The 20,659-nt window shown below is 73.3% G+C and carries 16 protein-coding genes, 2 tRNA genes and 2 pseudogenes; 9 read left to right on the forward strand and 11 right to left on the reverse strand.

Annotation, left to right across the window (positions count from 1 at the left end; genetic code table 11):
• Nucleotides 1-14: 14 nt before the first annotated feature.
• Together def and KVS67_RS01785 are read right to left on the reverse strand one after the other, a co-directional pair.
• Nucleotides 15-656 (reverse strand): peptide deformylase, encoded by a 642-nt coding sequence (def, locus tag KVS67_RS01780; RefSeq protein WP_044659107.1) that lies wholly within the window; start codon nucleotides 654-656, stop codon nucleotides 15-17.
• Between the two features lie 94 nt (nucleotides 657-750).
• Entirely contained in the window at nucleotides 751-1,446 is a 696-nt protein-coding gene (locus KVS67_RS01785; RefSeq protein WP_061867780.1) for a Crp/Fnr family transcriptional regulator, read from the reverse strand.
• Between the two features lie 168 nt (nucleotides 1,447-1,614).
• On the opposite strand from KVS67_RS01785, the gene KVS67_RS01790 reads away from it, so the two are divergent.
• The gene (locus KVS67_RS01790; protein WP_010078881.1) at nucleotides 1,615-1,842 is read left to right on the forward strand and encodes a heavy-metal-associated domain-containing protein; all 228 of its coding nucleotides are present in this window, start codon (nucleotides 1,615-1,617) and stop codon (nucleotides 1,840-1,842) included.
• Nucleotides 1,843-1,949: 107 nt separating this feature from the next.
• Nucleotides 1,950-3,869, forward strand: coding sequence for a cation-translocating P-type ATPase (locus KVS67_RS01795; protein WP_063190240.1), 1,920 nt, complete (start codon nucleotides 1,950-1,952; stop codon nucleotides 3,867-3,869).
• On the opposite strand, the gene KVS67_RS01800 is transcribed toward KVS67_RS01795, so the two are convergent.
• Nucleotides 3,785-4,090 (reverse strand): antibiotic biosynthesis monooxygenase, encoded by a 306-nt coding sequence (locus KVS67_RS01800; protein WP_010078879.1) that lies wholly within the window; start codon nucleotides 4,088-4,090, stop codon nucleotides 3,785-3,787. The genes KVS67_RS01795 and KVS67_RS01800 overlap by 85 nt on opposite strands.
• A 110-nt stretch (nucleotides 4,091-4,200) precedes the next feature.
• Between KVS67_RS01800 and KVS67_RS01805 the strand changes: the two are divergent.
• Nucleotides 4,201-4,784: pseudogene (locus tag KVS67_RS01805) on the forward strand (MFS transporter); the annotation flags it as partial.
• 68 nt (nucleotides 4,785-4,852) lie between these two features.
• Here KVS67_RS01805 and KVS67_RS01810 read toward each other — a convergent pair.
• Nucleotides 4,853-4,928 (reverse strand) — tRNA-His (locus KVS67_RS01810).
• Nucleotides 4,929-5,031: 103 nt separating this feature from the next.
• Nucleotides 5,032-5,658 carry an oligoribonuclease gene (orn, locus tag KVS67_RS01815; protein ID WP_002857127.1) on the reverse strand — a complete coding sequence of 209 codons (627 nt, stop codon included), beginning with the start codon at nucleotides 5,656-5,658 and terminating at the stop codon, nucleotides 5,032-5,034.
• 90 nt (nucleotides 5,659-5,748) lie between these two features.
• On the opposite strand from orn, the gene mptB (KVS67_RS01820) reads away from it, so the two are divergent.
• Genes mptB (KVS67_RS01820) through KVS67_RS01830 form a run of 3 tightly spaced genes read left to right on the forward strand, consistent with a single transcriptional unit; the run spans nucleotide 5,749 to nucleotide 10,510 of the window.
• Nucleotides 5,749-7,404, forward strand: a complete 1,656-nt coding sequence (gene mptB / locus KVS67_RS01820; protein ID WP_061867779.1) for a polyprenol phosphomannose-dependent alpha 1,6 mannosyltransferase MptB — start codon at nucleotides 5,749-5,751, stop codon at nucleotides 7,402-7,404.
• Between the two features lie 50 nt (nucleotides 7,405-7,454).
• Nucleotides 7,455-9,128, forward strand: a complete 1,674-nt coding sequence (gene mptB / locus KVS67_RS01825) for a polyprenol phosphomannose-dependent alpha 1,6 mannosyltransferase MptB (protein WP_230297487.1) — start codon at nucleotides 7,455-7,457, stop codon at nucleotides 9,126-9,128.
• Nucleotides 9,125-10,510, forward strand: coding sequence for a glycosyltransferase family 87 protein (locus tag KVS67_RS01830; protein ID WP_036316843.1), 1,386 nt, complete (start codon nucleotides 9,125-9,127; stop codon nucleotides 10,508-10,510). The genes mptB (KVS67_RS01825) and KVS67_RS01830 overlap by 4 nt, the downstream gene beginning before the upstream one ends.
• A gap of 36 nt (nucleotides 10,511-10,546) precedes the next feature.
• Here KVS67_RS01830 and KVS67_RS01835 read toward each other — a convergent pair whose 3' ends face one another.
• Together KVS67_RS01835 and KVS67_RS01840 are read right to left on the reverse strand one after the other, a co-directional pair.
• Nucleotides 10,547-11,992, reverse strand: coding sequence for a DUF2079 domain-containing protein (locus KVS67_RS01835; RefSeq protein WP_061867776.1), 1,446 nt, complete (start codon nucleotides 11,990-11,992; stop codon nucleotides 10,547-10,549).
• Between the two features lie 115 nt (nucleotides 11,993-12,107).
• A tRNA-Arg gene (locus KVS67_RS01840) sits at nucleotides 12,108-12,181 on the reverse strand.
• A 198-nt stretch (nucleotides 12,182-12,379) separates the two neighbouring features.
• Between KVS67_RS01840 and KVS67_RS01845 the strand changes: the two genes are divergently transcribed.
• Together KVS67_RS01845 and ettA are read left to right on the forward strand one after the other, a co-directional pair.
• Nucleotides 12,380-12,931, forward strand: coding sequence for a single-stranded DNA-binding protein (locus KVS67_RS01845; protein ID WP_036381125.1), 552 nt, complete (start codon nucleotides 12,380-12,382; stop codon nucleotides 12,929-12,931).
• Nucleotides 12,932-13,029: 98 nt separating this feature from the next.
• Nucleotides 13,030-14,712, forward strand: coding sequence for an energy-dependent translational throttle protein EttA (ettA, locus tag KVS67_RS01850; RefSeq protein WP_063190229.1), 1,683 nt, complete (start codon nucleotides 13,030-13,032; stop codon nucleotides 14,710-14,712).
• 186 nt (nucleotides 14,713-14,898) lie between these two features.
• Here ettA and KVS67_RS01855 read toward each other — a convergent pair whose 3' ends face one another.
• A complete protein-coding gene (locus tag KVS67_RS01855; RefSeq protein WP_063190230.1) occupies nucleotides 14,899-15,918 on the reverse strand; it encodes an acyl-CoA thioesterase II in 1,020 nt (339 codons plus the stop codon).
• Nucleotides 15,919-15,995: 77 nt separating this feature from the next.
• Here KVS67_RS01855 and KVS67_RS01860 point away from each other — a divergent pair, with 77 nt between their 5' ends.
• The gene (locus KVS67_RS01860) at nucleotides 15,996-16,706 is read left to right on the forward strand and encodes a hypothetical protein (protein WP_063190231.1); all 711 of its coding nucleotides are present in this window, start codon (nucleotides 15,996-15,998) and stop codon (nucleotides 16,704-16,706) included.
• Between the two features lie 37 nt (nucleotides 16,707-16,743).
• Here KVS67_RS01860 and KVS67_RS01865 read toward each other — a convergent pair whose 3' ends face one another.
• From KVS67_RS01865 to pepN, 3 genes and pseudogenes are all read right to left on the reverse strand, one after another.
• Nucleotides 16,744-17,217 (reverse strand): globin, encoded by a 474-nt coding sequence (locus KVS67_RS01865; RefSeq protein ID WP_197458595.1) that lies wholly within the window; start codon nucleotides 17,215-17,217, stop codon nucleotides 16,744-16,746.
• 168 nt (nucleotides 17,218-17,385) lie between these two features.
• A pseudogene (locus KVS67_RS01870) lies at nucleotides 17,386-17,817 on the reverse strand (OsmC family protein); the annotation flags it as partial.
• Nucleotides 17,818-17,953: 136 nt separating this feature from the next.
• Complete coding sequence (gene pepN, locus KVS67_RS01875; RefSeq protein ID WP_082836675.1) at nucleotides 17,954-20,593, reverse strand: aminopeptidase N; 2,640 nt, start codon at nucleotides 20,591-20,593, stop codon at nucleotides 17,954-17,956.
• Between the last annotated feature and the right edge of the window lie 66 nt (nucleotides 20,594-20,659).

Consider the following 20,659-nt stretch of genomic DNA (forward strand, 5'->3'; position numbering starts at 1 on the left):
CGTGGAGCCGAGGCTCAGGCCTCGTCGTCCCCGTGGTCGCCGTCGGGGCCGTGCTCGTGGTCTTCGTGGTCGTCGGCGTCGTGGCCGAAGGGGTCCTCGTCCGTGCCGGGCAGCCACGTCACACCGGGCACGTTCAGACGCTCGGCCCGCTGCGCGCGCTTCCAGCGCCGCTGCCATTTGCCCTCGAGCCGGTTCACGTAGAGGGTGCCGTTGAGGTGGTCGTACTCGTGCTGCATGATGCGCGCGAACCAGCCCTCGGCCTCGAACTCGAACATCTCGCCGTCCACGCGCTGGCCGGACAGGCGCACGCGGGTCGGGCGCTGCAGGGGGAAGCCGAGCCCGGGCACCGAGAGGCAGCCCTCGGTGTGCTCGTCCGGGTGAGGCTCCTCCCGCGGCGCCTTGTCCAGGTGCGTCAGCACCGGGTTGATCACGTGGCCCACGTTCGGCGCGTCGCCGGAGTCCGGGAACGTCCACGTGAAGATCCGCAGCCCGACCCCGACCTGCGGGGCGGCCAGGCCCACGCCGTGCGCGGCGTCCTGCGTGACGTACATGTCCTCGATCAGCTCGCGGATCTCGTCGTCGATCACCTCCACCTCGGCCGCGCGCCGGTGCAGCACGGGCTCGCCGTAGACGGTGATGGGACGGATGGAGGCCATGGCACTGCGCTTCCCGGCCCGGGCTGCGGGCCTGCGTGGGTGGGGGGACGGGGGAGTCCCCAGCCTACCGCCGGGGACACCACGACGACGGCCGTCATTCCGCGGCGAGGGCCTCCAGCGCATCCGGGTCCAGCAGCGTCACCCGCGGGCCCGCCATGGCGATCAGGCCGTCGTCGGCGAGGCGGCGCAGCCCGCGGCTGAACGCCTCGGGGGTGGTGCCCAGCAGCGAGGCGACGTCCTTCTTCGGCGCGGCCAGCACCACGACGAGGTCGGCCTCGTCCCGGAGGGCCGGCAGGCCGAGCAGATGTCCGGCGATCCGTGCGGTGACAGGCTGATGCTCCCGGGCCAGCCGTTGTTCCGCCTCGGCCAGGCGGACGGCCAGCGTCCGCATCACGCGTCCCCCGATGCCCGGATGCTGGGCCAGGAGTCGGGCGACCTCGGCGTGGGAGAAGGTGCACAGGCGGGTCGCGGCCACGGCGCGCGCCCCGTGCCGGGCCGGCTCGCCCGTGAGGAACTCGTGCTCGCCCACGGAGTCCCCGGGCTCGACCATCCGCACCACGCGTTCCCGGCCGGTCGCTGAGCCGAGCGTCAGCGCCAGGCGGCCGCTGTGCACGACGCACAGGCGGTCCGTGCGGTCACCGGCCAGGTGCAGGGCATCGCCGGCCTCGAGCACGAGCGGCCGCGCCAGGGCGGAGACCCGGCGCAGCTGCTCCAGATCCAGCCCGGTGAACAGCGGGACCCGGGCCGCGCACGGCTCTGGTTCGTCCATGGGGGCGAGGGGCAGGTCCATACGCACGCCATCAGCCTCCCACACGGCGGCTTGACCGCGGTCAAGGCGGGCCCGCCGTCCCCTTCGTAGCGTCAGTGACATCCCCGGAGGCCGGGGATCGGACCGGGCACCCGCCCGTCCGCTCAGCCTCATCGGCGGCCGCGCCGGTGACGACCCACAGGAGTGACCATGACCGCCACCACGCACACCCTGCTCCGCGCCGAGGGCTTCAGCTGCCCCTCGTGCGTCCGGAAGATCGAGAAGGCCCTCGACGCCCTGCCCGGCGTGACCGGCGCGCAGGTCCACTTCGAGACCCAGCGCATCGAGGTCGACCACGACCCGCAGACCACCACTGCCCAGGACCTCGTCGAGGCCGTCGCCAAGGTCGGCTACACCGCCCGGCCGTCGGCCTTCTGACACCGCCCCGCCCCCGACGAACGGAGTCCGCCATGTCCACCCCCGCCGTCACACGTCCGGGCCGCCCTCGTGCCCGGTTCGCGTTGTCCCGCCGCTGGCGGCGCCCCGTGGTGGCCGGCCTGCTGATCGCCGTCTCGCTCGTGCTGGCGCCCGAGCAGCTGGCCCACGGGACCGGACACCTCGTGGCGGCGGGCCTGATGCTCGCCGCCGCCGTCGTGGCCGGCCTGCCGATCGCGCGCGACGCGATCGCCGCCCTGCGGGTGAAGACCGTCGGCATCGACCTGCTCGTCGCCACCGCCGCGATCGGCGCGTCCCTGCTCGGCAATTTCTGGGAGGCCGCCGCCGTGACCTTCCTCTTCGCCCTCGGCCACGCCCTCGAGGACGCGACCCTGTCTCAGACTCGCTCGGCGCTCGCGGACCTCGTGTCCACGGCGCCCGAGACCGCCGTCGTCGTGGACGCAGACGGGACCCAGCGCACCGTGCCTGCCCACGAGGTGGCCCCCGGCGCGACCGTCCTCGTCAAGGCCGGCGCTCGGGTGCCGGTGGACGGCGTGGTGCTCACCGGGGTCGGCGCCGTGGACGAGGCATCCATCACGGGCGAGTCCATCCCGGCGGAGAAGACCGACGGTGACGCCGTGTACGCGGGCACCGTGGCCACGGCCGGCCTGCTGCAGGTGCAGGCCCGGGGCGTGGGCGCCGACACCACGCTGGCGCGCATCATCCACCGCGTCGAGGCGGCGCAGGAGGCCCGTGCGCGGACCCAGCGGTTCATGGACCGCTTCTCCCGCTGGTACACCCCGGCGATCATGGTGCTGGCCTTCGCGACCGGTCTGATCACGCGGGACGTCCCCCTGGCCCTGACCCTGCTGGTCATCGGCTGCCCGGGCGCCCTCGTGATCTCCATCCCGGTCGCGATCGTGGCGGGGATCGGCCGCGGCGCCAAGGACGGCGTGCTCATCAAGGGAGGGGAGTTCCTCGAGCGCTCCGCGAAGGTCGACGCCGTCGCCGTCGACAAGACCGGCACACTCACCTCGGGCACCCCCGAGCTGACAGACGTCGTCGCGTTTGAGCCCGGGGCCGAGGACGAGGTGCTGCGCTGGGCCGCACGGCTCGAGGCGGCCTCGGACCACCCGTTGGCCGCGCCGGTCGTCGCGGCGGGCCGGGACCGCGGCCTGCTGGACGGCCCGCTGGCCACCGATGTGGACGTCGTCCTCGGCCGTGGGCTCACCGGAGAGGTGGACGGCCGTGTCGTCGCCGTGGGCAACGTGGCGATGCTGCGCGAGCGCGGCGTGGATCCGGCCGCGACCGACCGGGTCGAGACCGTCGCGGCCGAGCTCGCGGAGGCGGGCCGGACCCCGGCGGCGGTCGTCGTCGACGGCATCCCGCTCGGCGTCCTCGCCATCGCAGACACCCTCCGGCCCGAGGCCGCGGGCATGATCCGGGCGCTGCACGGGATCGGCGTCCGCGAGGTCGTGATGCTGACCGGCGACCAGCCCGGCGTCGCGCAGGCCGTGGCCCGGCAGGTGGGCGTCGACGACGTGCGGGCGGGCCTGCTGCCCCAGGACAAGCTCGAGGCGATCGAGGCCCTGCAGGCCGAGGGCCGCGTCGTCGCGATGGTCGGTGACGGCATCAACGACGCCCCGGCCTTGGCGACGGCGGACATCGGCGTGGCCATGGGCGCGGCCGGCTCCGGCGTGGCCATCGAGACCGCGGACATCGCCCTGATGGGCGACCGGCTCGAGCGGCTGCCGCAGGCGCTCGATCTGGCCCGGCGCACGGTGCGGGTGATGCGGCAGAACATCGCGATCTCCCTCGTCACCGTCGCGGCCCTGCTGGCCGGCGTCTTCGCCGGCGGCGTCACGATGGCCGTCGGCATGCTCGTGCACGAGGCGTCTGTGCTGCTGGTCATCGTGAACGCGATGCGCCTGCTGCGGCGCCCGGGTCAGCCCAGGTCCACGACCTCGAACTCGAGCAGGTCGGCGCCCGTGGCGACCGGCGCCGGGCGGCCGCCCTGCTCGGCGGCGTGAGCGGCGGGCATGCGCCCGTCCCGCCAGCGCTGGAAGTCCTCCTCCGACGCCCACGTCGTGACCACGAAGTAGCGGTCCTCGCCCGCGGTGGGCCGGAGCAGCTGGAAGCCCTCGAAGCCCGGCTCCTGGTCCACCGCGTGCTTGCGGGCGGCGAACCGCTTCTCGAGCTCCGGGCCGGCGCCCTCGGGGACGCTGATGGCGTTGATCTTCACGACGGACATGGGCAGGCCTCCTCGCCGGTGCGGGTGCGGCGTCGGGTCGACGCCCTCACCGGCCGACTCTACGCCCGGCAGCGGACCGGGGATCCGTCGAGCGGTTGATGCCCGGCGGCGTCGTCCCCGTCGCGCTCGCGGTCGCGGCGCTCGCCCTCGCGCTGTTCGAAGGGTTGGAGCGACACCGCGAGAAGGTGCGCCGCTCGGCCTGGACGTGATGGGGGCGGGCCTGGTCCTGGCCGCGATGGCCGCAGGCGCGTTCCTCTCGGACGCCGCGGCCCGTCACCTGGCGGCCCGGTTCGGCGCCCCGGGCACCGTGCTGATCGGGCTGGGCCTGGAGGTGGCCGGGGTCGTGGCGCTCGCCCTGCTCCTGGGCCCGGACACCTCGGGTTGGCTCGTCGCCGTGCCCCTCGTCGTGTACGGCCTCGGGCTCGGCCTGGCCTCGGCGCAGCTGACGGACATGGTGCTCCAGGACATCCCCGTGCAGATCTCGGGTCAGGGCGCCGCGACGCAGAGCACGGTCCGGCAGATCGGCTCAGCGCTGGGCACCGCGTTCGCCGGGGCCACCCTGTCCATCGCCCTCGCCGCCACGCTGCCCGCGGCCCTGGACGACGCCGGCCTCACCGGTCCGGCGGCCGACTCGCTCGCCGCGGCCACGCGGGACTCGGCTGGCACCACGATCCCGCAGCTGCGGGCGCAGGGGGAGCGCGGCCCGCTCGGGGAGCACACGAAGAAGCCCCCGGAACCAGTAAGGATTCCGGGGGCTTCGAGTGGGGTGAGCGACGGGGATTGAACCCGCGACCTTCTGGACCACAACCAGACGCTCTGCCGACTGAGCTACGCCCACCATGCCTGCCTCACACGGACGGATCCGCGCGGCGCAGCGGGGTCCACAGTACACGAGATCCCGCGCAGCGCCGAATCGGGGCGGCGAGGCCGGGGGTGACGGCTCAGGCCTGCGCCCCGGACACCACCTCCGCGATGGCGCGGGCCTCCTCCGTGGTGGGGCCGGGGGCGGGGGCCATGACGGCGGCCCGGTAGTAACGCAGCTCGGTGATGGAGTCCTTGATGTCCCCGAGAGCGCGGTGGCCCCCGGTCTTGGCGGGGGCCTGGTAGTAGGCGCGCGGGTACCAGCGCCGGGCCAGCTCCTTCACGGTGGACACGTCCACGATCCGGTAGTGCAGATGGTCGACGACGGCGGGCATGTAGCGGGCGAGGAACAGCTTGTCCTGGCCCACCGTGTTGCCGGCCAGCAGGCCCTTGCCGGCAGGCACGCGGGCGGCGATGTACTCGAGCACGCGCGCGGCGGCGTCGTCGAGCTCGAGGCCCTCCGCCAGCTCCGGCAGCAGGCCGGAGGTGGTGTGCATGTCCCGGACGAACGGGTCCATCTGCTCGAGGGCCGCCGCGGAGGGACGGATCACCAGGTCGATGCCCTCGTCCAGGATGTTCAGCTCGGCGTCCGTGATGAGCACCGCCACCTCGACGAGCTCGTCGACCTGGGGGTGCAGGCCGGTCATCTCGCAGTCGATCCAGACCAGGGGGGCGCTCTCCGGCGCGGGGGTGCTCGTCTCGCTCATGCCCCCAGGCTACTCGCGTGTCACGATGGTAGATTCGAGCGAGCCGCGCCCTCGCGCGCCCTCGCAGGACCGCACGGAAGGACCCGTCGCATGAGCGTGTCGACCCCGCGTCCGTCCGGGTCCACGGCCCACCGGCCGGAGTACGTCGGCGTCGGCGGCCTCCGCGCGGACCCCCAGGTCGCCGGCGCGGACTGGTGGCCCATCCTGGTGGGGACCCTCGGCTCCCTCCTCCTGGTGGTGGGCTCGTACTCCGTCGGCTGGCTGGCCTCGGCCTCCCCGATCAACCGCTGGCAGTGGCTGATCCCGTGGCGCACCCAGGAGACCGGCGTGCTCGCCGGCACAGCGCTCCTCACCCTCGGCTGCTGGGTGATGTTCTGGGCCTGGCTGCGCCTGGGCCAGACGATCCGCCCCTTCGGTCGCGGCGCCCTGCGCACGGTCAACCTCGCCACCGTCCTGTGGTGCCTGCCCCAGGTCGTGGCCCTGCCGATCTTCAGCCGGGACATCTTCGCCTACGTGGGACAGGGCCGTCTCATGGAGGCGGGGCAAGACCCCTACGTGGACACGATCTCCTCGCTGTCCAACTGGTTCCAGCTCGGAGCGGACGCCACCTGGGCGGACTCCGAGACCCCGTACGGTCCGATCTTCCTCTGGATCGAGCAGGCCGTCGTCGCGATCTCGGGGGACATGAACCCGGACCTGGCGATCTTCCTGTTCCGCCTGGTGGCGGTGGCCGGCGTCGCGCTGATCATGGTCTTCGTGCCGTTGCTGGCCCGCCGGCTGGGCGTCAACGGTGCGTGGGCGCAGTGGATCAGCGTCGCCAACCCGCTCTTCACCATCAGCTTCGTCGCGTCCGGGCACAACGACGCCCTCATGGTCGGCCTCGCCCTGGCCGGCACGTGGTGCGCGCTGCGCGCCGGGCATCCGCTCCGCCCCCAGCGGCCCGGGCAGTCCGTCGCGTGGGGGGTGGCCGGCGTCGTGCTGGTCACCCTGTCCCTGGGCATCAAGCCCATCACGCTCGTGCTGCTCCCGTTCATCGGCCTGCTGTGGGCCGGCCCGACGGCCCGATGGCCGCGCCGGTTCGCCTTCTGGGCCCTCACCGCCGGGATCTCCTTCGGCCTCATGGCCCTGGTGGGGGTGCTCAACGGCTTCGGCTTCGGCTGGGTGGCCGTCATGGTCGGCACGGGCACGGGCACCGTGCCGTGGGGGCCGATCGGCATGCTGTCCCTCATCACGGTGGGGGCGAGCGAGCTCTTCGGACAGGGGGCGGACGTGCAGGCCGTCGAGGGCGTGTACAAGACCGCCGGACGCGCGCTCTCGGTGCTCATCGTGCTGGCCCTGATGTTCCTCGGCCGCCAGGACCGCGTGATGACGCGCATGACCTGGGCGTTCACCGCGCTGGTGATCCTCTCGCCCATCATCCAGCCCTGGTACCTGCTGTGGCTGCTGCCGTTCTTCGCCGTGCTCGGCATCCGGGACAACTGGCAGATCAAGTGGGTCGTGTTCACGGTCGGCTACTTCCTGGCGTTCGGCGCCGCGGACCAGCTCTTCACCTGGCAGTTCCTGGACATCGCGGACCAGGTCAAGGCCGTGTCCCTGATCGTCTCCGCCGTGTGTCTGCTGTGGATCCTCGTCGTGGACCGCCGCACCAGCCGGTTCGTGAAGGACCACTGGCACGTGCGCCCCGCCGTACGCGCCGGCCTGGCCCGGCTCCGTGGCGCCCCTCGACCCGCGGAGCCGGCGGAGTGAGGCCCGCCGCCTCCGCGACGACCGGCGCCCGAGGGCCCCGTCCGAGCCGCGTGACGGCGCAGCCCGAGCCGGAGGCGGCCGTCCGCCGGGGCACGTGGGCGTCCGTGCTCATCACGGTGGGCTCCTGGGGCGTGGGGTGGCTGCCGATGACGCCCGACTCGGTGTTCTCCGGCACCACCCTGCTCAACCCGCTGCGGGTCTACCTTCCCGGCGTGCTGCTCAGCACCGTGCTGCTGGCCGCCGGCTCGCTGCTCCTCGTCCGATCCTGGCTCGAGCTGGGGCGCGCGCTGCGGGGCCGCTGGGAGGAGCACGGCCGCCTGGTGGCCCGGGCCGCCTGGTGGTGGTCCGCCCCGCTGATGCTCGCGCTGCCGATCTTCTCCCGCGATGTGTTCTCCTACCTCCAGCAGGGCCGGCTCCTCGCGTCGGGTCTCGACCCGTATTCCCAGGGCGTGTCCGCCCTGCCCGGCTGGTTCATGCAGGGAGCGGACTCCATCTGGGCCGAGTCCCCGTCCCCCTACGGGCCGCTGTTCCTGCTGTTCGCCGAGACGACGTGGCGGGCCACGGGCGGCAACATCGAGCTCTCCGTCACGGCGTTCCGGCTCCTGGCGCTCGCGGGCCTGGCGCTGTGCCTGTGGGCGGTGCCGCGGCTGGCCGCCGTCGCGGGCCGATGCGGGGTGTGGGCCACGTGGGTGGCCGTGGCGAACCCACTGTTCCTGCTCTACATGATCGCCGGCGCCCACAACGACGCGCTGATGTCGGGGCTGATGCTCGCGGGCATCCTGCTCATGGTCCGCCCGCCCCGCCGCCGCGTGCATGCGCTGTGGGGGATCGTGCTGATCGCCCTGTCCGTTGCGATCAAGCCCCTGACAGCTTTGGTGCTGCCCTTCGTGGCCCTGCTCCTGCCCACCGGCTGGGCCCGGTTCCGCGCGGCCGATCCGCGCCTGCGCCGGCGGGACCGGCTCGGCCCGTGGTTCACGACGGCGGTGATCTCCCTGGCCGTCCTCACGATCCTCGGCGCCGGCTCCGGCCTCTGGTTCGGCTGGGTCCCGGCCATGCTCACGAGCGGGGACGCGGCGTTCCCGTATGCCCCCGTGGGCCTGCTCGGCCTGCTGCTCGGCGCGGTCGTCGAAGCCGTGACGCCCCTGGGGGCGCGCGACGTGGCCGCGGCCTTCTACACCGCGATGACGGTGTCGGCCCTCGGCTTCACGGCCTGGCTGGCCCTGCGCCGCCGGCCCCTGGACCCGGTGTTCAGCGCGGCGGCCGTGCTCGTGGTGGCCGTCGCCACCGCCCCGATCGTCCAGCCGTGGTACCTGCTCTGGGTCCTGCCGCTGCTGGCGTGCGCCCTCCGCCCGCTGCCGTGGGGCGCCGACCATCCCCGCTGGCTCGGGTGGGTCACCGCGCTCGCGGTCCTGTTGCTCACCGGCGTCGGCGTGGTGGACCAGCTCTCCGTGGCGCAGTGGCTGCCGGTCCTGGCCGTCCGCGTGTTCACCCTGGTCCTGATGCTCGCGGGGATCGGATGGATCATCCACCGCGATCCCGTCACCGCGCCCCTGTTCCCCGGGCGGCGGCGTCCTCCCCTGGAGGTGGTCGAGCCGCGGGCCGCGGCGGCGTCGCCGACGCCTCCGGAGGCGGGCGTGCCGCCGGACGCGCCGCCCGACGGGCCGCCGTCGACCGCCGCGCACCCCGCCTCCTCGTCCACCCGCATCCCCCAGGAGAGACCGTGACCTCCCACCCCCGCAGTCCCGCCCCGTCCCGTCCGAGCGGCCGCTGGGTCGGCCTGCTCGTCGGCCTGACCGTGGTGGCCGCCGCCGTCGGCGTGCTGACCAAGCAGTGGTGCCGCGTGAACGGCTGGGCGGCCCCCGGCGTGCACGCGCACATGTGCTATTCGGACTTCGCCCAGCTGTTCCCCACGCGGGGCCTCTCGGACGGCCACTTCCCCTTCTACACGCCGCTGCCGCCCGAGCAGTGGATGGAGTACCCGGCGTTGCTGGCCGTGGTCGCGGGTGTGACCATGTGGCTCGTGCCCGCCTCCGGCGACCTGCACGAGCGCACCGTGACCTACTTCGACGTGAACGCGATCGGCGTGGTGCTGTGCTGGATCGTGCTGGTCGTCGCGACCGCGTACACCGCGCGCGGTCGCTCCCGGGACGCCCTGCTCGTGGCCCTGGCCCCGGGGATCATCCTGACCTCGATGCTCAACTGGGACCTGTGGGCCGTGATGCTGGCCGCCCTGGCCCTGTGGGCGTGGACGGCGGGCCGTCCGACCCTCGCCGGCCTGCTCATCGGGCTCGGCACCGCCACGAAGCTCTACCCGCTGTTCTTCTTCGGCGCGATCTTCGTGCTGGCGCTGCGCACGGGCCGCTGGGCCGGGTTCGTGAAGGCGGCCCTGGCCGGGGCCGCGGCCTGGCTCGCGGTGAACCTCCCGTTCATGCTGACGGCGTTCGACCAGTGGTCGCGCTTCTACACGTTCTCGGGGGACCGCGCGGTCTCCTTCTCCTCGACCTGGCTGGCGCTGGCCTGGACAGGATGGTCCGGGGAGACGTTCACGACGCTTCAGAACGGCCTGTTCCTGGTGTGCTGCGTGGGGATCGCCTACCTCGCCCTCGCGGCGCGGCACCGTCCGCGCATGGCCCAGCTGTGCTTCCTGATCGTGGCGTCCTTCATCCTGTGGGGGAAGGTGTACTCGCCGCAGTTCGTGATGTGGCTGATCCCGCTCGTGGTCCTCGCGACGCCGCGGTGGCGCGCGTTCTGGATCTGGCAGGCCGTGGAGGTCTACCACTGGGGCGGGGTGTGGATGGAGTCGGCGCGCATCACCTCCGACGGGGCGTTCGCCGGCGGCGCCTGGTGGATCACCGCCTGGTATGCCTCGGGGATCGTGGCGCACATCGTCGCCCTCGTGTGGCTCATGACCACGGTGGTCAAGGACATCCTGGACCCCGTCCGCGACCCGGTGCGCCGCACCGCACTCGACCAGGGGGCCCCCGAGATCGCCCCGGGGGTGGCCGAGGACCCGCACGCCGGCGTCTTCACCGGTGCCCGTGACCGACTGCTCCTGCCCCCGGCCGGACTCGGCCTGCAGCCACTCGGCGAGTCCGCGGGCCGCTGACGGCGGAGCGGGTCCGCCGGCGCCGTGGGGTTCCGCTCAGCGGTGCTCGAGGTACGTCGTGCAGGTGGGCGAGACCGCGCGGTCCGGGTGGTGCAGGACGACGACGTCGCCCGCGGACCAGACCCGCTCGAAGCCGAGCCGCTCGGCGCGGGCCAGCGCCTGCTCCGGGGTGAGGGGGTCCCAGCCGCCGAGCTCGGGCACCGAGGTGTCCACGATCATCCACGTGGCCAGCTCGTCGCCGATGTCCCCGTGCAGCCCGACGTGGGTGCGGGCCGTCAGGTGCGGCACGGCGTTGTCGGCGGCCTCGACGCACACCCCGTCCGGGATCAGCCCGACCGCGTGGTCGAGGTCGCGGGCGTGCTGCGTCATCGTCATGTCGCCGGCGATCGTGCGGTGCAGCGGGTACACCTGCGGGAAGAACGCGGTGCCGATCAGACCGGCGGCCAGTGCCGCGGAGACGAGGACGGCGGGCAGCCGGCGCAGCGTGTCCCGGCGTCCGGCCAGCCGGTGGGCCGCCTCGAGCGCGGCCATGAGCAGCAGCGGGGCGAGGATCGCGTCGTACTGGTACACGGGGGCCCACACGTTGAGGCGGTCGTTGAACAGCCGCGAGAGCAGGATCGGCAGGGCCATCAGCGTGAGCGGGCTCAGGACCGGCAGGAACAGCAGCGGGACGAAGTGCAGGAGCCAGAGGGCCACCTTCAGCGGGTGGTCGAACAGCACCGCGACGGCGTTCCACGGCTGGGTCAGCAGGAACAGGACCGAACTGCGCATGTCCGGGCCCAGGGCGGTGAACTGCCAGTAGCCGAACGCGCCGGTGGGGGAGTAGTGGGGGATCACCACGGACGTGGCGAACCAGTAGCCGAGCACGCCCAGCACGGCGGTGACCGCGGCCTGCGGCCAGAAGCGACGGATCGCCATCACCAGGGCCACGGCCAGCAGGGTCACGCCCATGTCCTCTCGGACCGTGAGCAGCAGCGCCGCCAGGCCGGTGGCGAGCCACGCCCGCTGCCCGTCCAGGGCCCACACGAGCCAGGCGAGGATCGGCACGCCGAGGGTGACCTCGTGGAAGTCCCAGTTCACCATCGCCTGGAAGGGCCAGGAGAGCAGCAGGGCGGCGACGGCGGCCAGGGCCACCCCGTGTCCCGCGCGACGACGGGCGAACAGGTACACCGGCACGGCGGACGCGGCGAGGGCCAGCGCCATGACCACGCCGAGCATGCGGGGGTCCGGCCATACCCAGTAGAAGGGCGCCAGCAGCGCGAGGATCGGGTGGAAGTGGTCGCCGAGGATGTGGAAGTCCACGCCCTTGACGGAGCTGAGGGGGGCGTTGAACAGCGCGTACTGCCGCACCACCTGGTCGAAGATGCCCAGGTCGTAGCCCTTGGCCTCGTAGGTGGCGTACCGGAGGAAGGAGTGCGTCACGTACAGGGCCGCGGCCGCGACGAGCAGGGCGGCCAGCTGGACGCCCTCGCGACGGGTCACACGGACCTCGGGGACGGCGGGTCGCGGGGCGCGGAGCCAGGAGCGCAGACGGTCCAGGACGGTCTCCTTCGGGCGGTCGTCGGGCGTGCTCGGACGGCTCCGCCCCTGGTCTGGGTGCCCCAGGAGGGATTCGAACCCCCGACCGGCGGATTAGAAGGCCGCTGCTCTGTCCAGCTGAGCTACTGGGGCTGGGCCGTGTCAGTCTAACGGCCGCCGGCCGCGGCGCCGTCGGCTCCTGCACAGTCGCCCGGGGACCTCCGCGCGTCCCCAGACCGGCCCCGATCCTGCCGGGGTGCCCCGCGGTGGGGTTGTCTGGCCATGGCGGATCAGCCGATGCGCCGACGACCCGCCCCGGCGCCCACCGGGGCCCAGCCCAGGAGGCACACCATGCAGGACCTCATCACCGTGCGCGGCTTCGTGGCCACGGACCCCGCCACCCGCCACACCGCATCGGGGGCCGCCGTGACCGGCTTCCGCCTGGCCACCACCGAGCGGCGCTTCGACCGCGAGACCGCTGAGTGGGTGGACGCCCACACCAACTGGTACAGCATCTCGGCGTTCGGCCAGCTCGGCTCGAACACCGCCCAGTCCGTGAAGAAGGGCAACCCCGTGATCGTCACCGGTCGACTCCGGGTCCGCGACTGGTCCTCGGGCGAGCGCTCCGGCACGTCCGTGGACGTGGTGGCGGACGCCGTCGGGCTGGACCTGGGCTTCGGCTCGGCGGCGTTCCAGCGCAGCCAGCGCGCGGCCGTGCCGCGCCCCGAGTCGGCCCCGCGCGACGACGACGCGTCGGGCGGGCGGGCCGGCGCGGTCGGCGACGGGTTCAGCGCGGGCCTGCCGGACGGGTTCCAGGGTGGCGACGCCCCGGCCTCGCCCGGCCCGGACGAGTCGGACGCGGGCGCCCCCGGGCGCGAGCCGGCGGCGGCCGGCGTCGCCTGACCACGGGGCGGCACGGAGCACGGAGGGGGAGCGGGCTCGGTGGTCGCGGGATCGGCACGATGAGTGGAATCCCGCGGCCACCGACTAGCCTGGGCCGCATGGCGGAATTCATCTACACGATGGTCAAGGCCCGCAAGAAGGTGGGCGACAAACTGATCCTGGACGACGTCACCATGTCGTTCTACCCCGGGGCGAAGATCGGCATGGTCGGCCCCAACGGCGCCGGCAAGTCGACGATCCTGAAGATCATGGCCGGGCTGGACGAGCCCTCGAACGGCGAGGCGCGGCTCTCTCCCGGCTACTCGGTGGGCATCCTGATGCAGGAGCCCAAGCTGGACGAGTCCAAGACGGTGCTCGAGAACGTCCAGGAGGGCGTCGGCGAGATCTACGGCAAGATCCAGCGCTACAACCAGATCTCCGAGGAGATGGCGAACCCGGACGCGGACTTCGACGCCCTCATGGGGGAGATGGGCGAGCTGCAGTCCGCCATCGACGCCGCGGACGCGTGGGACATCGACTCCCAGCTCGAGCAGGCGATGGACGCCCTGCGCACGCCCCCGGGGGACGAGCCGGTCACGAACCTCTCCGGCGGCGAGAAGCGGCGCGTCGCACTGTGCAAGCTGCTGCTGGAGAAGCCCGACCTGCTCCTGCTCGACGAGCCCACCAACCACCTGGACGCCGAGTCCGTGCTGTGGCTCGAGCAGCACCTGGCCTCCTACCCGGGCGCCGTCATCGCCGTCACCCACGACCGGTACTTCCTCGACCACGTCGCGGAGTGGATCGCGGAGGTCGACCGCGGCCGCCTCTACCCGTACGAGGGCAACTACTCCACCTACCTGGAGACCAAGCGTGCCCGCCTCGAGGTGCAGGGCAAGAAGGACGCCAAGCTCGCCAAGCGCCTGGCCGAGGAGCTCGACTGGGTCCGCTCCAACACGAAGGGCCGTCAGGCGAAGTCCAAGGCCCGCCTGGCCCGCTACGAGGAGATGGCGGCCGAGGCCGAGAAGACCCGCAAGCTGGACTTCGAGGAGATCCAGATCCCGCCGGGCCCGCGGCTGGGCACCGTCGTGATCGAGGCCAAGGACCTGAAGAAGGGCTTCGGGGACCGCGTCCTCATCGACGGCCTGTCCTTCTCCCTGCCCCGCAACGGCATCGTCGGCGTGATCGGCCCGAACGGCGTCGGCAAGACCACCCTGTTCAAGACCATCGTCGGCCTCGAGCCCCTGGACGGCGGTGAGCTGAAGATCGGCGAGACCGTGAAGATCTCGTACGTGGACCAGTCTCGCTCCAACATCGACCCCGAGAAGTCGCTGTGGGAGGTCGTCTCGGACGGCCTGGACTACATCAAGGTCGGCAACGTCGAGATGCCCTCGCGCGCCTACGTGTCCGCGTTCGGCTTCAAGGGCCCGGACCAGCAGAAGAAGGCCGGCGTGCTCTCCGGCGGTGAGCGCAACCGCCTGAACCTGGCCCTGACCCTCAAGGAGGGCGGCAACCTGCTGCTCCTCGACGAGCCCACCAACGACCTCGACGTGGAGACCCTGACCTCCCTCGAGAACGCGCTGCTCGAGTTCCCGGGCTGCGCCGTCGTCGTCTCGCACGACCGCTGGTTCCTGGACCGCGTGGCCACCCACATGCTGGCCTACGAGGGCACCGCGGAGGACCCGGCCAACTGGTACTGGTACGAGGGCAACTTCGAGTCCTACGAGGCCAACAAGGTCGATCGGCTCGGCCCCGAGGCCGCCCGCCCGCACCGGATGACGCACCGCAAGCTCACGCGCGACTGAGCCGACGCGCCCCCGGGCGCCGCGCCGACGACGGCCCGCCGCGATCACGTGATCGCGACGGGCCGTCGTCGTGCCGGGACGAGTGCACATCGGCCGCCATGAACGGCCCGCGCGCGGCGCGGACGTCGAGCCGCCTCACCCGTGGCAGGGCCCGATCGGCAGCCTCACCCCCGTGGAACCGCCGGGTCAGCGCCGCCAGCTGCGGCGCAGCACCGTCCGCATGGCCATGCGCTGGGCCGCGCCACGAACCCGCGCCCGCCGGGCGGCGGCCCCCTCGGGCAGGCGGACCATGCCCTCCTGGGCGACCGTGGCCACGAGCGTCCCGTCCTCGGTGAACACGGCGCCCGTGCCGAGGCCGCGCGCGCCCTGGGCGCTGGGGGAGTCTTGGACGTAGAGCAGCCACTGGTCGACGCGGGCGGGCCGGTGGAACCACATCGCGTGGTCGAGGGAGGCCGCGGACATGCCGGGCTGGATCCAGGCCACGCCGTGCTGCCGCAGGATCGGCTCGAGGAGCGTGTAGTCCGAGGCGTAGGTGAGCGCCGCCAGGTGCAGCGCGGGGTCGTCCGCCAGGGGCGTGAAGGTCTTCATCCACACCATGTTGCGGTTCTCGGTCTCCGCGGCCGGGTCCACATAGATGGCCGGGGTGACGTGGCGGATGTCGAACGGTCGGGACCAGGCCCACTCCTGGGCCACGGGGTGGTTGATGCCGCCCAGCACGTCCGCCGTCGTGGGCAGGTCCTCGGGCCGGGGCACTCCCTCCGGCATGGCCACCTGGTGGTCCAGCGCGCTGCCGGCGGGCTCCTGGAAGGAGCAGGTCAGGGCGAGGATGGCCTTCTCGTTCTGGGAGGCCAGCACCCGGCGGACGGAGAAGGAGCGGCCGTCCCGCAGCGTCTCGACGGTGAACGTGATGGGCTGCAGCGCGTCCCCGGGGCGGATGAAGTAGCCGTGGAGCGAGTGGGCGGGGCGGGCGGCCGGCACCGTGCGGGAGGCGGCCGCCAGAGCCTGGGCGAGCACCTGGCCGCCGAACACCCGGCCGTGCGTCTGGCGGGGGGTCGTGCCCGTGAAGCGGACCTGACCCGTCACCGGGTCCGGCGCGGCCGGCGTCAGCTCCAGGATCCCGCGCAGCACGTCGGTGGGGTCCTTCGGGGCCGAGGCCGGGCGGGCCGGTGCGCGACCGGGGCGGGGACGGGGATGGCGCTGCGGCACGAACGGCTCCTTCGACGTGGATGGACCCCGCGACGGCGGGGCGGCCCGGGACGCGACGGACCTGGGACAATGCTTGCATGACCGAGCACTCCGCCGCCGCACCAGTCCTCCGCTTCGTCGACGACCGCGCTGTGCGGGACCTCGAGCAGCTGGCCACCCGCGCCCGTCGCGTCGCCGACACGGGGATGCGCCTGCACGTCGTGCCTGAGGCAGGGCGCTCCCGCACCCCGATGCTCGCCCAGTGGGTCTCCGTGCTGCAGCCGGCCGGGCTCGGAGACGGGGTGCCCGTCGTCCTGGGGCTGCGCACCGTGCCCCTGGCGACCGCCGACGGCGTGGCGGACCTGGACGCCGTCGTCGCCCTGGGCTCCGTCACCGAGCGCACCGCCCGGATGCGCGGCCAGGACCCCGTCGACCTGGCGTTCGCCGTGCCGCCGGGCCGCGAGCACGTCACCTGGACCGCGCTGACCCCGCCCCGCGGCGGCTGGACGCCCGTGGCCGAGGTCGCCGATGAGGAGTTGACCGAGGTGGCCACACGCGGCGCCGACGCCGTGTGGGACGCCCTGCCCGAGAACCCGGGGGAGGCGCTGGTCCGCAAGATCCGGGCGCAGATGTGGGGACCCCTGCTCGGGGGCGACGCTCTGCAGTTCCCGGCCGGCATGGCCTTCGGCGCGCACGCGCTGGGCTTCCTGCGGCCCGGCGGCCGCGCCCGGCTCAGCACGGCGGGGCCGTGGACGCGCCTGGACACCCCCGGCGGCTTCGTACTGGGCCGCCCCGCCATGGCGGTGTGAGCCCGCGCCCCATGTCGGGGCGCGGACCGCGGGCCGGTCAGGCCGAGTTCTGCAGGGAGTGGGCGGCCCGCTCCAGGTAGTCCCAGAGTTCGGCCTCGTGCAGCGGTGACAGCTCCAGCGTGTCCACGGCGGCGCGCATGTGGCGCAGCCACGCGTCGCGCGCGGCCGGGTCGATCCGATACGGGGCGTGGCGCATGCGCAGGCGGGGGTGGCCGCGCTCCTCGGAGTACGTCCGCGGTCCGCCCCAGTACTGCTCCAGGAACATCAGCAGCCGGCGCTGGGCGCCCTCGAAGTCGTCCTGCGGATACATCGGGGCGAGGATCTCGTCTTCGCGCACGCGGGCGTAGAACTCGGCGGTCAGCCGGTCGAAGGTCGGGCGGCCGCCGACGGCGTCGTAGAAGCTGGTGGCCTGACCGGGCGCGGCCGGGGTCCCCGGGGTCGCACCGGCGGGGCCCGCCGCGGCGTCGCGGGCGCGCACCTGCTCCACCGGGGCGGGCGTGCCCTCCTGCATCACCGGCTCGACCTCGGTGGGCCGCTCCGCCAGGCCCGTCACACGGGACGGGCCCTTGGCGACGCGCGGCCGCAGCACCGCCAGGGGGGCGCCCAGGCGCGCGGAGTGGTCCGGCAGCGTCGGCGTGCCGGTGGGCAGGGCCTCGGGGCGGACCGGCTCGACGGTGACCGGGGCCGAGAGCGAGTTCGCGATGAAGCACAGCCGGTGCGCCTCGGCGTGGAGGGCCTCGGCCCGCTCCCGGTCGGCCTCGTCCTGCAGCGTGACCTCGGGCCGCAGCGTGATCGCGATGAACCGCCCGGCGCCGTCGCCGTCCACCTCGAGCTCGCCCTCGACCCCGCACGTCATCCCCGTGACCACGACCCCGGAGGTCGCCGCGACATGGAGGTACGAGAGCACGTGGCACTCGGCGAGCGCGCCGAGCAGGAGGGTCTCCGGGTTCCACTTCGAGTCGTCGCCGCGGAAGGGGCGGGCGGCCGAGGCCTGGATCTCGCCGACGGCGGCGTCCTGGATCACCACGGAGCGGTCGTAGTCGCGGACGCCGGAGGTGCCCGAGCCGCGGTCGCCCGTCCACTCGGTGCGCAGGGAGAAGGTGTGCTTCATGGGTTCCAGCCTAGCCAGCCTGCGCCTCGACGGCGGCGGGGGTGGTGCTGGAGGGCATCTTGCGTGGAATGCCCACCGGCACCGCCCCCGGAAGCGCCAGCAGAGGCGTCAGCCGCGGCTGCCGCCGCCGCGCGGCTCAGGCCCCGGCGTGGACCTGATGCACGTGCGCCGTCGCGTGCTCGCGCGCGGCCAGGGCGCGGACCGTCTCGTCCCGGCCCTCGGCGAGGACGCGGGACAGCCCCGCGCGGGTGTCGGCCAGCCGCTCGGACAGGTCGGTGGCGCGGTCGGCGATCTCCGGGGTGACCTGGGCGGTCGGGTAGCCCAGCGTCGCGGCGGTCTCGGCCATCTCGTGAGAACGGGAGTCCCACATCGCCTCGACGCCCTCGAAGTAGGCGTCCGCGAAGGGCGCGATCAGCGCGGCGTCATGGACCCGGGCGAACCCGATCAGGGCCTGGCGCTGCTCCGTGTTGGACAGTTCGCCGGCCATCACCCGGTCCCAGACCGCGCGCTTCGCCTCGGCCGTCGGCACGGCGGCCCGGGCCTGGATCGCGGCGAGCGCGCCCGTGGCGGTCGCGTCGGCGCGCTCGGCCTCGGCGATCTCGGCCTCCCCGGCGCGGCCGGCCGCCACCAGCGCGGTGAGCAGCTCCCAGCGCAGGTCCGTGGTGAGGTCCAGCCCGGGCACGGTGCGGGTGCCGTCGACGAGGGCGGACAGGCGGTCCAGCTGCGCCGTGGTGCGCGCGTGCAGGGCGAACGCCTTGACGAACTGCAGCTGGTTGTCCGAGCCGTCCTCGGCCTCCGCGACGAGGCCCCACAGACGGTCGGCCGCCGCGACCCGCACGGCCTCGGCCTGGTCCTCGGGCAGGTACAGGCCGATCGCCGTCGCGAGCTGGCGCAGCAGCGTCTGCACCACGGAGGAGTCCCGCTCGTGGCCGACGTTGGCGAGGACGAGGTCGACGAACCAGGCGGCGGAGGCCTCGCCGTCGCGCACGGTGTCCCAGGCCGCCCCCCACAGCAGCGTGCGCGCCAGGGAGCCGTCCACATCCTTCAGACGGGTGGACGCGGCCTCCCACGAGGCGTCGTCGAGGCGCAGCTTGGCGTAGGCCAGGTCGTCGTCGTTGGGCAGGATCACGGCGGGACGACGGCGGGCGGCGGCCTCGACGACCTCGGTCACCTCCCCGGCCACGTCGAGCTCGAAGCGCTCGGTGCGGATCAGGCGGCCGGTGGCTTCGTCCACGTCGTAGAAGCCCACGGCCAGACGGTGGGGGCGGAGCACGTCGTCGCCGGGCGCCGACGGTGAGCCGTCCGGGGCGCTCTGGCGCAGACGCAGCGCGGTGATGGTGCCGGCCTCATCCGTCTCCACCTCGGTGCGCAGCGTGTTCACGCCCGAGGTCTCGAGCCACACGCGGGTCCATTCGGACAGGTCGCGGCCGGACGCGGCCTCGAGCTCGGTCATGAGGTCCGGCAGCTCCGTGTTCTGCCACGCGTGCTTGGCGATGTACGCGCGGACGCCGACCATGAAGTTCTCCTGGCCCACCCAGGCCACGAGCTGGCGGAGCACCGAGGCGCCCTTGGCGTAGGTGATGCCGTCGAAGTTGACGAGCACGTCGTCGAGGTCGCGGATCCGGGCCTTGATGGGGTGCGTGGAGGAGAGCTGGTCCTGGCGGTAGGCCCAGTTCTTCTCCATGGAGGAGAAGGTGGTCCAGGCGCCGGTGTACTGCGTGTTCTCAGCGGCGGCGAGCGTGGACATGAACTCGGCGAACGACTCGTTGAGCCACAGGTCGTTCCACCAGCGCATGGTGACCAGGTCGCCGAACCACATGTGGGCGAGCTCGTGGAGGATCGTGATGGCGCGGCGCTCGATCAGCGCCTCCGGCACGGTCCCGCGGAAGACGTACGACTCGAGGAAGGTCACACAACCGGCGTTCTCCATCGCGCCGGCGTTGAACTCGGGCACGAACAGCTGGTCGTACTTCTCGAACGGGTAGGCGTGGCCGTACTGGGCCTCGAAGAACTCGAATCCCTGGCGGGTGAGCTCGAAGACGTTCTCCGCATCCAGGTGCTCCACCAGCGACGCGCGGCAGTAGACGCCGAGGGGGATCGTGCGGCCGTCGGCGCTGGTCAGCTCCGAGTGCACGGAGGCGTACGGGCCGGCGACGAGCGCGGTGATGTAGGAGGGGATGCGCGGGGTGGGCTTGAACTCCCAGACCGCGGCGTCCACCCCCTGCGGGTTCTCCTCGTTCGCCACGACGCCGAGGGTGCGGCGGGAGGCCTCCGGCTGGTTGGACACCACGGCCCAGTGCGCCGGCGCGGTCACCGTGAAGCGGAACGCGGCCTTGAGGTCGGGCTGCTCGAACACCGCGAACATGCGGCGGGAGTCCGGCACCTCGAACTGGGTGTAGAGGTAGACCTCCTGGTCCACGGGGTCCACGAACCGGTGCAGGCCCTCGCCGGTGTTGCTGTAGTCCCCGAGCCCGTCGACCACGAGGGTGTTCTGCGCCGCCAGCGGGCCGATCCGCAGTCGGGCGCCGTCGAAGTCCGCCACGTCCAGGGCCTCGCCGTTGAGGGTCACCGTGGGAGCCTGCTCCGCCACGAAGTCGATCCACGTGTGGGTGCCCACCGCGTCCTGCGTGGCCGCGAACGTCACGGTGGTGGCCGTGTGGAAGTGCTCCGCTCCGCGGGTGAGGTCCAGGCTCACCTCGTACGCGTCCACGGTGAGGGCGGCCGCGCGCGCGGCGGCCTCTTCGCGGGTGATGTTCATGGCGGCGGCGGTGGTCACGGTCGGACTCCTCCTGGGGTCGGGTGGATGCGGCACGGCCGGGCGCCTGTGATGGGGGCCATGGCA

Source organism: Micrococcus sp. GbtcB5 (genome assembly GCF_019091605.1).
In the GTDB taxonomy this organism is placed as follows: Bacteria; Actinomycetota; Actinomycetes; order Actinomycetales; family Micrococcaceae; genus Micrococcus; species Micrococcus luteus.